Consider the following 15,132-nt stretch of genomic DNA (forward strand, 5'->3'; position numbering starts at 1 on the left):
CGGGTCACGTTCCCGCCCGGGGGCCGGTGAGGTCTCCGGCGTGGCCGTTCGCCGGCTCGTAGGCGGTGATGACGTAACGGGCCTCGTCGTCGACGGCGTTCTCCTCCCAGTCCAGGACGATCCGCACCGGGTGCCCGTCGGCCGCGTACGCCGCCTCGGCCGTGTCCGCGTCGTCCCGTCGCGCCTGCTCCAGTTCCGCGAGGAGTTCGCCGAGCGTGGGCACGGCGTCGGGGGAGCTCTCGACCGAGCGGCGCCCCATGGCGTCGAGACCCACCGCCTTCACCACGGCGCCGTCGCGGACCGATATCCGGAAGGTGCCGAGCAGGCTCCGCTCTCCCTCGCTCGACCTGAGCGTGTAGGCGTAGGAGGCGGGCTCCGGCCAGGCGTCCCGAACGCGACCCGGTGCGGTCTGCGCCTCGGGGGACGTCGACGTCCCGGTGCCGCAGGCGGCGACCGTGCAGACGAGCCCTCCGATCAGCACGGCACCGGAGACGGCTCGGGCAGTACGGGCTACGGCGGTCATGGCGGCGATCCCTTCGACGACGGCTACCGCTATGACGCCGACCGCCCGGGGAACGTTCGGCGGGACACCGGGCCTACGACTGCCGCCGGCGCACCATCTCGTTGATCCAGACGGGCGCGAACGGCGACGTGCAGCCCGGGGACGTCGGGTAGTCCTTGAGCACCTCCAGGCGCTCACCGATGCCGATCGCCCGGGCGCGGAGCTCCGGATGCTCGATGCCGATCTGGGCCAGGCAGTGGTTCATCGCCCACTGCAGACGGGCCGGGGCGTCCTTCATCTCCGCCTCGATGACGTCGAGCAGTCCCGCGAGGTCCAGGCCCTCGGGCTTCTTCGCCACGCGTTCCGTGGTCAGCGCCCAGCCGGCACTCGCGACGACGGGATCCGGATCGGCGGTCCAGGCCAGGCGCAGCTCTTCGTGGTGCGGGTTCTTCTTCACCACGTAGTTCACGAGCCAGTCGTGGACCTTGGGGGCGCGCGCCTGGCGCAGCATGACGTCCAGTTCGTCCCGATCGAACGCCTTCGGGCGGCAGATCAGCAGCGCCAGCAGTCTCGCCGCCGTGTCGTCCGTCTCCCAGAGCCGGCGGGCGAGGTCCTGCTGCGTCTTCAGCCGCTTCGCGAGCGCGCGCAGCTTGCCGAGGTTCACCCCGTGATCGTCACCGTGCCGCTCGTTCACCGCGCGTGCCTTCGGGTCCTCGAGCGCGGCCAGCTCGGCCATCACCTCGGCGACCGTCGTCCCGGTTTGCGTCGTCTCGGCCACCTCGGCCTCCTGTCCTGCTCGTGGGGGATTCACCCTACGGCGGAGCGGGCGACCTGTCGTCGCGTGGTCAGACGGGAAGGACGAAGGGAGGGTGCGCACCATTGAGGAAGTAGTCCCCGACGTCCCGGAGCCGGTGGCCGACGGGCTCGTACAGGGTGTGGGTGCGGGCGTTGCGCCAGAACCGGTCGAAGCCCAGCCGTGCGGAGGCGGAGCGGGCGCCGATGATGTCGAGGGCGCGGGCGGTGGACTCCTGGGCGGCCTTGGACGCGGCGGCTTCGGCCATGGCCACGAGGACGGAGATCTCCGCGTACTCCTCGTAGGTGAGGTCCTCGCCGCAGGTCAGTCCGTCCTGCACGGCCTGGCGCGCCTGGCCGGCGAGGGCGGACGCCGCGCGGGTGAGCACGGTGAGCTCCCCGTACGCCGTCAGCACCTGCGGGTCCTGGGGGGAGCCGACCGGCCAGTCCGGGTGCCAGTGCGAATGGCCGGTCCTGCTGTACTCACGGGCCTCGGCGAGCACGCCCTCCGCCATGCCGAGCCGGAGCTGTACCGACAGGAGACGGCCGACCGGTGACACCAGGCCCGTCAGGGGCGACAGGACGTCCTCGTCCGCCGACAGGGAACCCAGCAGATCGCGGGCGGCGACCGGCACGGCGTCGAACTCCACGCTGCCGCCGGCCGCCAGCCGCTGGCCGAAGGGATCGGCGTCACCGTCGACGACCACGCCCGCGAGGGCGGGATCGACCACGAGCGCGAGGGGTTCGCCGGTGTCGGACCGCACCGCCCGTACGGCGAGGCGGTCGGCGACCAGAACGCCGGCGGCGTAGCTCTGCCGGCCGTTCAGCACATATCCCCGCGTGTCCTTGGTGAGCGTCAGGGCGGGTTCCTGGCGGGCCAGGCCACCGCCCCAGCACCACTGCTCCGCCGCGGAACGCCGCTCCAGCCGGGCGGCGAGGGCGGGTTCGGCGAAGAACCGCGCGCTCCAGGACGTGAAGTAGTGACAGCCGAGGAGCTGGCCTATGGCGGCGTCGGCCGCTGCTATCTCCCGGACCACCGCGTACGCCTCGGTCCAGTCCGCGCCGCCGCCCCCGAGTTCCGCGGGGACGAGGAGTGTCAGCAGCCCCGACTCGCGCAGCCGGGACACCTCGTCGAAGGGGGGCTTGCCCGCCTGGTCCCTGGCCACCGCGTCCGTGGCCAGGTCCTCCGCCGTCTCGCGGGCCACGCGCAGCCAGTGCGCACGGCCGGGCCCGGGCTGGTCGAACTCCACGGCGGGACCGGACGGCGCCGGGGCAACGCCCATCGCAGGGATCTCCTCAAGTTCGCGTGCAGAGCGGGGTGTTGAGCCTCACGGGCGTGAAAGATGTGTGGGCCATGCGCATCATCCTGCGCAGGAGCGCAAGGCCCCGTCAATACTTTCCTAGTAATTCGATAGGGAACGTAGGGAATGGCGGTACGCAGCCAGCCGGGCCCTCAGTCGCTGCACGGGTGTGGGCGGCAGCGCCCGGGCGGCGCCCCTCGCGTAGTGCCGCTCCACATAGAACTGCCCCACACCGAGCACGGTGGTGACGGCGATGTACCAGAGCGTGGCGACCAGCAGCAGCGGAATGACCTGGTACGTCTGGTTGTAGACCAACTGCACCGAGTACAGCAGGTCGTGCACGGCCAGCACGCTGACGATGCTCGTGCCCTTCAGGGTGCCGATCAGCATGTTGCCGGCGGTCGGCACGATGGAGCGCATCGCCTGCGGCACGACGATTCTGCGCAGGGCGCGCGCCCTGCCGATGCCGAGAGCCTGCGCGGCCTCCGTCTGCCCGGCGTCCACCGAGAGGATGCCGCCGCGCACCACCTCGGCGGCGTAGGCGGCCTCGTGCAGGGTCAGGCCGATGACGGCTGTCAGAGCGGGGCCGAGCAGGTTCACCGTTTTGACGGTGACGAACTGCGGGCCGAACGGGACGCCGAGGCCGAGCGTCGGGTAGAGGGCGCCGATGTTGAACCAGAGCAGCAGCTGCACCAGCAGGGGAGTGGACCGGAAGACCCACACATAGCCCCAACTCAGCGTGCTCAGAACGGGGTTGGCGGACAGCCGCATCACTGCCAGCGGGATGCCGAGCAGAAAGCCGAGCACCATCACCACGCCGGTCAGCCAGAGGGTGAGCAGCAGCCCGTCGAGCACGGCGGCACTGGTGAAGTATCCGCCGACCACGTCCCACTGGAAGGCCTGGTTGCGGACGACGGAGTCGACCAGCAGCGCGAAGAGCGACAGGGCGACGGCAGCGGCCAGCAGGCGGCCGAGGTGCCGGCGCGGCACGATCCGCGGCAGATCGTCGTCGGCCCCCGGGCCGGGGACCCGGCCGGAGGTCTTCGGATCCACCGGAGACAGGGCGGGGGCGGAGTCGGTGAGGTCGGACGGCGAGACCATCAGAAGGCTCTCCAGGGGAGGGAGGCACGGGAACGGGACCGGAGCCCGGCTTCGGCGTCATCACGCTCGCCGCGTCCCTCAACGCGGTGCGCTCGATCGTATGGGCCCGACGCACACAGGTGTCAACCACACACATCAACCGCGCTCCGGCGGATCCCAACTCCCGTCCGCCATCCGGGCCGTGGTTGACGAGACGCGAGTCGTCCTGCTCAAGTAGTCGCATGAATGCCGAGCAGCGCCTGGTCACCCGTGGCCACATCGACTTCGGTCGGGTGTGGTCCGCGGCGTGTTGCGCCTGACGCGGCAGCGGGCCGTCTGACCGGCCCTTCCCTCCCTCGGTGCCCCCGTCGCGGGCCGAGTCTCTCTTCTGACACGCGCTGCCGCCGCTCCACCCTGCCCAGGGCCCAGGCCCCGGCGCCATCACCCCGGTTCATCACCCCGTTCACCACGCCCTGACGCGCCGTCGCACCCCGACCGTGCCGAGGGCTGCCCCGCCGTGCCCCGGTGCCACCCCGGCACGGCGCCGGACGACTTGAGGAAAGGCCAGAGACCCATGCCCGTGGAGTTCCTCGGCATCGCCGCCACCCATGACGGATCCGAAACCACGCCGCGCTCCGGCGCCGCCTTCGACAAGGACTACACGCTCCGGCTCGCCCGGGCCCACGAGGAGCACGGCTGGGACCGGGTCCTGTTCGCCTACGGCTCCGGATCACCCGACCCGGCACCGGCCGCCGCGTACATCGCGAGCAGGCTGGACCGGCTCCAGATCCTCCTCGCCCACCGGCCCAACGTGTCGTACCCGACCTTCGCCGCGAAGACCTTCGCCACCCTCGACCAGATCAGCGAGGGCCGTCTGACCGTGCACTTCATCACCGGCGGCAACGACCGGGAACAGGGCCGCGAGGGCGACACCCTCACCAAGGACGAGCGCTACGCCCGCACCCGCGAGTACATCCGGATCGTCAAGAAGATCTGGACCACGCACGAGCCCTTCGACCACGAGGGCGAGCACTACCGCTTCCACGACTTCGTCAGCGACGTCTTCCCGGTCCAGCAGCCGCGCCCGAACGTGTCGTTCGGCGGCTCCTCGCCCGCCGCGTACGCCGCCGGCGGTGCCGAGGCCGACATCTACTGCCTGTGGGGAGAGCCGCTGGAGAAGACCGCCGAGCAGATCGAGAACGTGAAGGCCGCCGCGAAGGCCGCGGGCCGCACCGACGTGCCGCGCATCCAGGTGGCGTTCCGCCCGATCATCGCCCCGACCGAGGAACTGGCCTGGGAGAAGGCCCACCGCACGGTCGGCGCGATCAAGGCCCGCAGGGAGCGCGGCGAGGCGATCACCAGGCGCCACAGCAACCGGGCCCAGCCCCAGAACACCGGTTCCCAGCGGCTGATCGCCATCGCCGAGGCGGGGGAGCGCTACGACCGCGCCCTGTGGACCCCGACCGCCGCCGCGACCGGCGGCGCGGGCAACTCCAACTCCCTGGTCGGCACCCCGGAGACGGTCGCCCAAGCCCTCCTGGACTACTACGACCTCGGCGTGGACATCCTCTCCGCCCGCGGCTACGACCTGCTGGGCGACGCCATCGACTTCGGCCGGCACGTCATCCCGATCGTCCGCGAGGAGGTCGCCAAGCGCGACGCCGAGCGCGCGGCCCGCGACCCGCAGCCCCTCGCGACGGTGAACGGATGACCTCCGCACCGGAGTTGACGGTCATCCAGGTACTCGTCTCCGACCCCCGGGTCGAGCCGCTGCTGCGCGAACTCGGCGACGAGTACTCCCGACGCTACGGCAGGGACGCGCACGCCGAGATCTCCCGCTACCCCGACGAGGAGTTCACCGCACCGCACGGCGGTCTGCTCCTGCTGCTGCTGGAACGCGGCGAGCCCGTCGCCGGAGGCGCCTTCCGCCGGTACGACCCGACCACGGCCGAGCTGAAACGGATCTGGACCCACTCCGCCCACCGCCGCCGCGGCCTCGCCCGGCGGGTCGTCGCCGAGCTGGAGCGCGAGGCCGCGGGCCGGGGCTACCGGCGCGTGTACCTCACCACGGGCCCACGCCAGCCGGAAGCCCGAGGCCTGTACCTGGCCACCGGCTACACACCGCTGTTCGACACCGGAGCCGACCCGGAGACCATCGGCCCGCTGCCGTTCGAGAAACACCTCGGAGAGGCCCTCAAGCAGTGAACGCAACCCGTCTGCGCAGCGCCGCCGCCCTCGTGCTGCTGCCCGCCCTGGCCCTCACCGCCTGCGGCTCCGGTGCCACCGGCGCCACACCGGCGGGTGCCCAGGCATCCCCCGCCCCGACCGACGACCCGGTCGCCGCCGTGCGCACCGTGGACTCCGTCGCCGCCCTGCTGCCCGCCGACGTCCGTACGTCGGGCACGCTGCGGATCGGCAGCTCCGTCGGGTTCCCGCCCGGGGCCTACTACCCGAACGGGCCCGGCAAGCCGCCCGCGGGCCAGGACATCGACATCGCCGACGCCGTGGCCAAGGTCCTCGGTGTGAAGCTCGACCGGCAGGACGCCTCCTTCGAGTCGATCCTGCCCGCCCTCGGCAGCGGCAAGTACGACGTCGGCACCGGCAACTTCGGTGTCACCACCCAGCGTCTGAAGACCGTCGACTTCGTCACCTACATCAACGACGGCCAGGGCTTCGCCGTGAAGAAGGGCTCCACCACGCTCAAGGAGAAGGTCACCGACCTGACCCAGTTGTGCGGGCTGACCATCGGCACCGGCGCCGGAACCACCTTCGAGACGACCCTCACCGCGCAGAAGGGCATCTGCGCCAAGGCCGGCAAGAAGCCCTACGAGGTGAAGGTCTACTCGGAGAACGCGGCGACGCTCACCGCGCTCCAGCAGGGCCGCATCGACGTGATCATGTCGACCATCAACGGCCTGCGCCACCAGGCGGCCCAGCCCGCCGCGCAGACCAGGTTCCTCGGCGAGTACCACCGGCTCGACGTCGGCTTCGCCTTCCGCAAGGGCTCCCCGCTCACCAAGGCGTTCCGGGCCGCCGTCGACGAGCTGATCAAGGACGGCACGTACGCCCGGATCCTCGCCAAGTGGGGCACCAGCGCCTCCGCGATCGACACGTCGCGGATCAACCCGCCCGAGCACAGGTGACCCGATGAGCAGCCACACCATCGCAGAACCGGCCGCACGACCGGTCGAGGACTCCGCCGAACCGAAGGTCGTACCCACCCGCCACTACGCCCGCTGGGCCGCCGGCGCCGCCGTGGTCGTCCTGGTCGCCCAGTTCGCCCACGGCCTGGTCACCAACCCCGTCTGGGAGTGGAGCGTCTTCCGGGACTACGTCCTCTCCGAGACGATCGTCCAGGCGGTGTGGGTGACCCTCCAGCTCACCGCCTACGCCACCGTCCTCGGCTTCCTCCTGGGCACGGTGCTCGCCTTCATGCGGCTGTCACGCAGCCCGGTGCTCTCGACCGTCGCCTGGACCTACATCTGGATCTTCCGGTCCATCCCGATGATCGTCCAGCTGGTGTTCTGGTTCAACCTCAGCGCCCTGTACAAGGAGTTGGGCGTCGGCATCCCCTTCGGGCCGGTGTTCTGGTCCGTCGACAGCAACACCCTCATCGGCACCATCGGCGCCGCCGTCATCGGACTGACGCTGCACCAGGCCGCCTACGCCGCCGAGATCGTCCGCGGCGGTGTCATCGCCGTCGACCAGGGACAGCTGGAAGCGGCGGCGGCACTGGGCATCCCCCGGCTCCGGCAGATCCGCCGGATCGTCCTCCCGCAGGCCATGCGCGCCATCCTGCCCACCGCCGGAAACGAGATCATCGGCCTGCTCAAGGGCACCTCGGTGGTCTACGTGATGTCCATCGGCGAGCTGCTCTACCAGGTGCAGGTGATCTACGGCCGCAACGGCCGGGTGATCCCGCTGCTGCTCGTCGCCACCGCCTGGTACGTCGTGCTGACCTCGCTGCTGTCGGTCGCCCAGTACTACGTGGAGCGCCGCTACGCCCGCGGCGCCGACCGCACCCCGCCGCCCACCCCGCTCCAGCGCGCGCGCCGGTTCGTCACCAAGGAGAGCGTATGAGTGCCGTCATGGTCGAAGTCCGCGGCGTCCACAAGAGTTTCGGGGCGCTGGAGGTGCTGCGCGGCGTCGACCTGCAGGTCAGGGCCGGCGAGGTCACCGTCGTCCTCGGACCGTCGGGCTCCGGGAAGTCCACGCTGCTGCGCACGATCAACCACCTGGAGAAGGTCAGCCGTGGCTGGGTCAGCATCGACGGTGAACTCATCGGCTACCGCCGGTCGGGGAACAAGCTGCACGAGCTGAAGGAGAAGGAGGTTCTGAAGCAGCGCACCGACATCGGGTTCGTCTTCCAGAACTTCAACCTCTTCCCGCACCTGACCGTCCTGCAGAACCTCGTCGAGGCCCCGGTCTCCGCACTGCGCCGCCCGCGCAAGGAGGCCGAGGAGACCGCCCGCCGGCTCCTCGACCGGGTCGGCCTCGCCGACAAGGCCGACACCTATCCGCGGCAGCTGTCCGGAGGCCAGCAGCAGCGCGTCGCCATCGCCCGGGCACTCGCCCTCGAACCCAAGGTGCTGCTCTTCGACGAACCCACCTCGGCGCTCGACCCCGAACTGGTCGGCGAGGTCCTCGACGTCATCAAGGACCTGGCCCGCACCGGCACCACCATGATCGTCGTGACCCACGAGATCGGCTTCGCCCGCGAGGTCGCCGACACCGTGGTGTTCATGGACGCCGGAGTCGTCGTGGAGCAGGGCCCGCCCTCGGCCGTCCTCGACGCACCGCGGCACGAACGCACCCGTGCCTTCCTCTCCAAGGTCCTCTGACCGCCCGCCCGTCACCCCTCCAAGGAGCACCACCGTGGCCATCACCCTCGCCCCCCGCCGTACCACCGCCGCAGCTGCGCTCGGGATCGCCGCCGCTCTCGTCCTCGCCGGCTGCGCCAATCCCACCGACGGCGGCACGACCGAGGTCGCGGCCACGCCCGGCAAGAAGACGAAGATCAACATCAGCCCCGCCCAGAACCGCGTCACCACCGGCAAGGTCGACTCCATAGCCGCCGAGGTCCCCGAGAGGATCCGCAAGAGAGGCACCCTCGAGATCGTCGACTCCTCCGGGTCCGCGGCACCCCTGACCTTCCACGCCACCGACAACACCACCGTCATCGGCGTCGAGCCCGACATCGCCCACCTGGTCGCCGACGTCCTCGGCCTGAAGCCGCACCTCAACCCGGTCTCCTGGGAGAACATCTTCGTCGGCCTGGACAGCGGCAAGTACGACGTCGGCTTCAGCAACATCACCGTCACCGAGGAACGCAAGGAGAAGTACGACTTCGCCACCTACCGCGAGGACAACCTGGCCTTCGAGGCGAAGAAGGGCAGCGGCCTGACGATCGACGGCCCCGAGGACGTGGCGGGCCGGACCGTCGCCGTCGGCAGCGGCACCAACCAGGAGAAGCTGCTGGTGGAGTGGTCCGAGGAGAACGAGAAGGCCGGCCGCGAGCCGGTGGACATCAAGTACTACCAGAGCGACAGCGACACCTACCTCGCCCTCCAGTCCGGCCGGATCGACCTCTACCTCGGCCCCAACCCGACCGCCGCCTACCACGCGGCCACCACCGGCAGGACCGAGGTCGTCGGCACGTACTCCGGCGCGGGCGCCCGCCTCCAGGGCCTCATCGCGGCCACCACGAAGAAGGACAACGGCCTGGCGAAGCCGCTCGCAGCCGCGCTCGACCACGTCATCGAGAACGGGACGTACGCGAAGGTCCTGAAGCGCTGGGGCCTGTCCGGCGAGGCCGTGCGGAAGTCGGAGATCAACCCGCCCGGGCTGCCGAAGAACGGCAGCTAGCCGTCGCCCCCGAACCCCTTTTGCCGCCCGCACGCTGAGGAGCACCGATCATGTCCGGCATTCCCCTCGGAGTCCTCGACCTCGTCCCGGTCCCGTCCGGCGCCACCGCCGCCGACGCCCTGCGCAACACCCTCGACCTCGCGCGGCAGACCGAACGATTCGGCTACAGCCGTTACTGGTTCGCCGAGCACCACCTCAACCCGGGCGTCGCCGGGACGTCCCCCGCCGTCGTGCTGGCCCTGACCGCCTCCGCGACCTCCACGATCCGGATCGGCTCGGGCGCCGTACAACTCGGCCACCGCACCGCCCTGTCCACCGTCGAGGAGTTCGGCCTCATCGACGCCCTGCACTCCGGGCGTCTCGACCTGGGCCTCGGCCGCTCCGGAGGACGCCCTCCGGGGCAGGCGGCGGAGCCGCGGCCGACCACGACGCCCGTCGTCGACGGCCGCACCCCGAACGGCCTGAAGATCCCGCCCCGGTTCTCCCCCGACCACCTGCGCGCTTCACCACGGCTCCGGCTCCAGCAGCAGCTGTTGCAGCAGCCGGGCGCCCGGCACCAGGACTACGGCGAGCAGATCGGCGACATCCTCGCCCTGCTGCGCGGCGACTACCGCTCGGCGGACGGCCACGAAGCCCACGCCGTGCCCGGCGAGGGCGCCGACGTCCAGGTGTGGATCCTCGGCAGCAGCGGCGGGGAGAGCGCCGACGTCGCAGGCCGCAACGGCCTGCGCTTCACCGCCAACTACCACGTCAGCCCCGCCACCGTCCTGGAGGCGGCCGAGGGCTACCGGGCCGCGTTCCAGCCGTCCGACCACCTCGACAAGCCCTATGTCAGCGTCTCCGCCGACGTCGTCGTCGCCGAGGACGACGCGACCGCCCGCGAACTGGCCACCGGCTACGGCCCGTGGGTCCGCAGCATCCGCACCGCCGAGGGCGCGATCCCCTTCCCCACCCCCGAGCAGGCCCGCGCCCACCCCTGGACCGAGCAGGACCGGGCCCTGGTCGCCGACCGGGTCGACACCCAGTTCGTCGGCTCGCCGGGGCGTGTCGCGGACCAGCTCGAGCAACTGCAGGAGGCCACCGGCGCCGACGAGCTGATCATCACGACCATCACGCACCGCCACGCCGACCGGGTGCGCTCGTACCGGCTCCTGGCGCAGGAGTGGCAACGCCGGTGATCCAGAGGGACAGCACGCCGCACCGGGCCGTGCGGGGTCCTCCCCGCGCCCCGCCCGGTGACACGGGGCAGCACGTCCGAGCCGCGCCGACGCCGGATGCGGTCACGATCCGACCGCATCCCGTGCGACCGTGAGCGCGCAAGCCGCCCGGACACCTGGACCCACGGGTCGGCACACGACTCGAAGGCCGAGGTGCTGCGATGACCGTTCTCGACGCCCGGGCGCTCAACCGCGCCACCCTCGCCCGGCAGTTGCTCCTCGACCGCGCCGACCTGCCGGTCCTCGACGCCGTCACGCACCTGTGCGGTCTCCAGGCGCAGGAACCGCAGGAGCCGTTCGCCGGGCTCTGGTCGCGGCTGCGGGCGTTCGACCCGGCGGAGCTGTCGGACCTGCTGACCGGGCGGCGTGTCGTGCGCACCCACCTCATGCGCCGCACCGTCCACCTCGTCACCGCCGACGACGTCGTGGCCTGGCGCGCCCGCCACGACGGCATGCTGCGCCAGCGCGTCCTCGGGGTCTACCGGCGCGAACTCGACGGGGTCGATCCCGACGAACTCGCCGCGGCGGGCCGGAAGGTCATGGCCGACGGCGAACCCCGCTCCATGTCCGACGTCGCGCGAGCCGTCGCCGACCGCTGGCCCGCGGCCGGGCCACGGCCCCTGGGGGAAATGCTGGTCGCCGCCCTCCTCCCGACGGTGCAACTCCCCCCGCGCGGCATGTGGCGCACGAAAGCGGGCGTGCGCTACGCGCTGATCTCCTCCTGGCTGGGACGCGAGATCGACCCACCCGCCCCGGACGGCTCCGACCCTGTGGGCCGGCAGCTGGTACGGCGCTACCTGGCCGCCTTCGGCCCCGCCGCCTCCGCCGACCTGCGCGCCTGGTGCGGTCTCGCCGGACTGCCCGCCGCCGTCTCCGCCCTGCGCGGAGAACTGGTCGCCTTCCGAGACGAACGCGGCCGCGAGCTGCTCGACCTCCCCGACGCGCCCCGCCCCGACCCCGACACCCCGGCGCCCGTGCGGTTCCTGCCGGCGTTCGACAACGCGATCCTCGGCTACCACGACCGCGGCCGGATCATCGACGACGCGCACCGCAATCTGTCCGTCGCCGGCGAACGCGTCGTCCTGGTGGACGGCAGGGTCGCCGCGACCTGGACCGTCGAGGCGGACACCGTGCACGTCACCCCGCTGCGCCGCTTCTCCCGGGCCGACCTCACCACGGTCGCCGAGGAGGGGCGCGCGATGGCCTCCTTCCTCTCCGGCGACGAGAGCGACCGGGTACGGATCGCGGCGTCTCCCGGCTGAACCGCACCCCGGCGCCCTCGGGGCGAGCCGCCCGGCATTGATCGGCGAGCTTCGGCCGCTGTCAGGCGCACACTGGAAGGGTGCTGCCGGTGCTCACGAGGGGGTGTCGGCCCATGGAAGCGTCAGAGCGTACGACCGTGCGGTGGTGGCGGTGGCGACGCAACGCGCTCAAACGGCGCGTCGACGTCGTCGAAGCCTGGGTCGTGCTCGCCGGCTGGGTGCTCGCCCTGCTGGTCGGACTGGTCGCGGCGCTGATGGCGGCGGGCACGGTCGAGCGGGCCGTCGAACGGCAGCGGGCCGAGAGCCGCCAGGTCCCCGCGGTGCTCGTCAAGGACGCGCCCGGCCCGTCACCGGCCCGCGAGGCCAGTGACCACCGGGTGTGGGGCAAGGTGCGGTGGACCGCGCCCGACGGCTCGACCCACCGGGAGGAAGCCCGGGTACCGCCCGGAGCGCCCGCCGAGAGCACCATCTCCGTGTGGGTGAACCGGAGCGGTGACCTCACGACCCCACCGGTGTCCAGTGGCGAGGCCTGGCTGCACACCGCCATGGGCGGCGCGCTCGCAGGCGCCTTCGCGGGCTGCGCGGTGCTGGGAGCCACGTGGCTGATCCACCTGGCCCTCGACCGGCGGCGCATCGCCCAGTGGGGCGCGGAGTGGGAGCGGATCGACACGCGGAGGGGCTGGAAGACGGGCTGAACGCGACCGCGTCCTGACCGCCGTCGGGCCCGCTGACCGCCCGCTGGACCTGAGCAGCCGCCGACCGGACACCTGCGCCGGGGGACGGCCACAGCGGGGCCGGAACCGTACCCGTCCCGCGTGGCTACCGGGACGGCTGCGGGAAGACGGATGCGGACGGGGGAGGCGTGGCGGTGGGCAGCCGCGCGGTCGCGCCCTCGACCTGCCGTACCGTGCTCTCGCCGGGCCGGTGGCCCGTTCCCGCGCCGGTGGACAGCTGGGACCAGGCGCCCAGGGCCAGGGCGACGGCGGCCGCGGTGGCGACGACCCGTCCCGCGCGCCGGACCTTGGCCCGGCGGTCCAGGTCACCCCATGCCACGCGGACCCACAGGTCCTCCGGCTGCCACAGGTCACCGACGGCGTGCGGGGGTTGAAGCCGCCGTCCCGCCGCCCGCTCCTCGGCGGAGGGTTCCCTGGGAGCGGAGACGCGTATGGCGGACTCGCTGTCGGTGAGGAACCTCAGCCACACCTCGTCGGGGAACGGGGGAACGCCGGACGGTTCGTGGGGAGTTCCCCGCCCGTCCGGCTCTTCGGTGGTCACGTCCCGTCGTCCCCTCTCCGACCGTCGGTCTGATCACTGCACGGCGCAAGATCAGTATGCCGCCCGGGGCCCGCAGTCGCCCCGTCCGGGCCCGTACCGCGCGTCCGAGACCGACTTGGAACGTGCCGTACGGCGGGAGCGCCCGACCGCGCTCCCGCCTCGGGTCAGACCGCGGCCGGCAGGACGTGGTCGCCGACCTTGTCGGTGCTCAGGCACAGCGAGCAGACGACCGCGTCGTGCGTGCGGCAGGCCGCCACGTCCGGCCGCTCGAACTGCTGCCGGCACACATGGCACTCGTAGGTGACCGCACTGGGGTTGCCGTCCTCGTCGAAGAGCGGCTCGGTGATGCCGTCGTCCGTGCGGCGCAGGTAGTACCTGCCCTTGGTGACCACGGCCATCAGCGGCGTGAGGACGAAGGCGATGACGGCCGCGGCGACGGGGGAGTACGGCTGGAGCGTGTCGCCGAGGCCGTTGAAGTACATGGCGATGGACAGCCCCGAGGCGGCGACGAAGGCGACGACCCCGACCGGGTTGACGGCGTAGAGCATGCCGCGGCGGAACTCGGGGGCGTGCGGGGACAGCTTCAGCACGTACTTGTTGATGCCGATGTCGGTGGCCACGGTGACCACCCAGGCGATCGCGCAGTTCGAGTAGAAGCCCAGGATGCTGTTGAGGAAGCTGAACATGTCGGCCTCCATCAGGACGAGTGCGAAGCCCAGGTTGACCAGGACGAAGACCATCCGGCCCGGGTAGCGCTTCGTGACCCGGGTGAAGGAGTTGGTCCAGGCGAGGGAGCCGGAGTACGCGTTCGTCACGTTGATCTTGATCTGGCTGATGACGACCAGGGCCACGGCCAGGGGCAGGACGAGCCAGGACGGCATCATCGCGTCGAAGGCGTGCTTGAACTGCTGGATCGGCTCGGGTGCGGCGGTGGGGCCGACCTCGGCGATGATGTAGACCGCGAGGAACACCCCGATGGCCTGCTTCAGCGCGCCGAGCACCACCCAGCCCGGGCCGGCCATGACCACGGCGGTCCACCAACTGCGCTTGTTCGCCTCGGTCTTGGGCGGCATGAAGCGCAGGTAGTCGATCTGCTCGCCGATCTGCGCGATCAGCGACAGGCACACGCCCGCCCCGAGCAGCACGGAGGCGGTGTTGATGCCGCCGTCCCCGTCGGTGCCCGCGTAGGCGAGGAAGCGGTCGACGGTGCCCGGGTCGGTGGCGACCAGGTAGACCAGCGGGCCGACCATCAGCAGCAGCCAGATCGGGGTGGTCCACACCTGGAGCTTGCTCAGCGCCGTCATGCCGTAGATCACCAGGGGGATCACCATCAGCGTGGAGACCAAGTAGCCCAGCCAGAGCGGCAGTCCGAGGCCCAGCTTGAGGCCCTGGGCCATGATCGAGCCTTCGAGGGCGAAGAAGATGAAGGTGAAGCTGGCGAAGATGACGCTGGTGAGGACCGAGCCGAAGTAGCCGAAGCCGGAGCCGCGGGTGATCAGGTCCAGGTCGATGTTGTAGCGGGCTCCGTAGTAGGCCAGCGGGAAGCCGGTGACGAAGATGACGACGGCGGCGACGGCGATCGCGAGCAGCGCGTTGCCGGTGCCGTGGGCCAGGCCGATGCCGGCCCCGATGGAGAAGTCGGCCATGTAGGCGATGCCGCCGAGCGCGGTCGTCGCCACGACCATCGGGGTCCAGCGCCGGTAACTGCGCGGCGCGAAGCGGAGCGTGTAGTCCTCGAGGGTCTCCTTGACGGCCTGGTCCGTGCCCGGCGCTGCCTGCTGTGCGGAATCCGGCTCGGCTACGACGGCCAGTCGTGGCTCGGTGCTCATGCCGCGCCT

15 protein-coding genes are annotated in these 15,132 nt (G+C 71.6%); 9 read left to right on the forward strand and 6 right to left on the reverse strand.

Features of this window, described 5'->3' with window-relative positions:
* Positions 1–4: 4 nt before the first annotated feature.
* From AB0G20_RS10005 to AB0G20_RS10020, 4 genes are all read right to left on the reverse strand, one after another.
* Positions 5–523: a DUF6174 domain-containing protein gene (locus tag AB0G20_RS10005; RefSeq protein WP_361298653.1), complete on the reverse strand. Its 519-nt coding sequence runs from the start codon at positions 521–523 to the stop codon at positions 5–7.
* 73 nt (positions 524–596) lie between these two features.
* Complete coding sequence (locus AB0G20_RS10010) at positions 597–1,238, reverse strand: DNA alkylation repair protein (RefSeq protein ID WP_361299377.1); 642 nt, start codon at positions 1,236–1,238, stop codon at positions 597–599.
* A 109-nt stretch (positions 1,239–1,347) separates the two neighbouring features.
* Positions 1,348–2,577 carry an acyl-CoA dehydrogenase family protein gene (locus AB0G20_RS10015; protein WP_361298656.1) on the reverse strand — a complete coding sequence of 410 codons (1,230 nt, stop codon included), beginning with the start codon at positions 2,575–2,577 and terminating at the stop codon, positions 1,348–1,350.
* 117 nt (positions 2,578–2,694) lie between these two features.
* The gene (locus tag AB0G20_RS10020; protein WP_361298659.1) at positions 2,695–3,696 is read right to left on the reverse strand and encodes an amino acid ABC transporter permease; all 1,002 of its coding nucleotides are present in this window, start codon (positions 3,694–3,696) and stop codon (positions 2,695–2,697) included.
* Positions 3,697–4,249: 553 nt separating this feature from the next.
* Here AB0G20_RS10020 and AB0G20_RS10025 point away from each other — a divergent pair.
* From AB0G20_RS10025 to AB0G20_RS10065, 9 genes are all read left to right on the forward strand, one after another.
* Positions 4,250–5,386: an LLM class flavin-dependent oxidoreductase gene (locus tag AB0G20_RS10025; protein WP_361298662.1), complete on the forward strand. Its 1,137-nt coding sequence runs from the start codon at positions 4,250–4,252 to the stop codon at positions 5,384–5,386.
* A complete protein-coding gene (locus tag AB0G20_RS10030) occupies positions 5,383–5,880 on the forward strand; it encodes a GNAT family N-acetyltransferase (protein WP_361298665.1) in 498 nt (165 codons plus the stop codon). Before AB0G20_RS10025 ends, AB0G20_RS10030 begins: the two co-directional genes overlap by 4 nt.
* On the forward strand, positions 5,877–6,818 hold the full coding sequence (locus AB0G20_RS10035) for an ABC transporter substrate-binding protein (protein ID WP_361298668.1): 942 nt from the start codon (positions 5,877–5,879) through the stop codon (positions 6,816–6,818). The genes AB0G20_RS10030 and AB0G20_RS10035 overlap by 4 nt, the downstream gene beginning before the upstream one ends.
* Before the next feature lie 4 nt (positions 6,819–6,822).
* Positions 6,823–7,755, forward strand: coding sequence for an amino acid ABC transporter permease (locus tag AB0G20_RS10040; RefSeq protein WP_361298671.1), 933 nt, complete (start codon positions 6,823–6,825; stop codon positions 7,753–7,755).
* Complete coding sequence (locus tag AB0G20_RS10045) at positions 7,752–8,516, forward strand: amino acid ABC transporter ATP-binding protein (RefSeq protein ID WP_361298674.1); 765 nt, start codon at positions 7,752–7,754, stop codon at positions 8,514–8,516. Before AB0G20_RS10040 ends, AB0G20_RS10045 begins: the two co-directional genes overlap by 4 nt.
* Positions 8,517–8,556: 40 nt before the next feature.
* The gene (locus AB0G20_RS10050) at positions 8,557–9,540 is read left to right on the forward strand and encodes an ABC transporter substrate-binding protein (RefSeq protein WP_361299380.1); all 984 of its coding nucleotides are present in this window, start codon (positions 8,557–8,559) and stop codon (positions 9,538–9,540) included.
* 50 nt (positions 9,541–9,590) lie between these two features.
* Positions 9,591–10,718, forward strand: coding sequence for an LLM class flavin-dependent oxidoreductase (locus tag AB0G20_RS10055; protein ID WP_361298677.1), 1,128 nt, complete (start codon positions 9,591–9,593; stop codon positions 10,716–10,718).
* A 200-nt stretch (positions 10,719–10,918) separates the two neighbouring features.
* Positions 10,919–12,019 carry a winged helix DNA-binding domain-containing protein gene (locus tag AB0G20_RS10060; protein WP_361298680.1) on the forward strand — a complete coding sequence of 367 codons (1,101 nt, stop codon included), beginning with the start codon at positions 10,919–10,921 and terminating at the stop codon, positions 12,017–12,019.
* A 113-nt stretch (positions 12,020–12,132) separates the two neighbouring features.
* Positions 12,133–12,714, forward strand: coding sequence for a hypothetical protein (locus AB0G20_RS10065; protein ID WP_361298683.1), 582 nt, complete (start codon positions 12,133–12,135; stop codon positions 12,712–12,714).
* A gap of 124 nt (positions 12,715–12,838) precedes the next feature.
* Here the strand turns inward: AB0G20_RS10065 and AB0G20_RS10070 are convergent, their stop codons facing one another.
* The gene (locus AB0G20_RS10070) at positions 12,839–13,294 is read right to left on the reverse strand and encodes a hypothetical protein (protein WP_361298686.1); all 456 of its coding nucleotides are present in this window, start codon (positions 13,292–13,294) and stop codon (positions 12,839–12,841) included.
* 164 nt (positions 13,295–13,458) lie between these two features.
* Complete coding sequence (locus AB0G20_RS10075) at positions 13,459–15,123, reverse strand: allantoin permease (RefSeq protein ID WP_361298688.1); 1,665 nt, start codon at positions 15,121–15,123, stop codon at positions 13,459–13,461.
* Between the last annotated feature and the right edge of the window lie 9 nt (positions 15,124–15,132).

The sequence above is a fragment of the Streptomyces sp. NPDC024017 genome (genome assembly GCF_040638895.1).
In the GTDB taxonomy this organism is placed as follows: Bacteria; Actinomycetota; Actinomycetes; order Streptomycetales; family Streptomycetaceae; genus Streptomyces.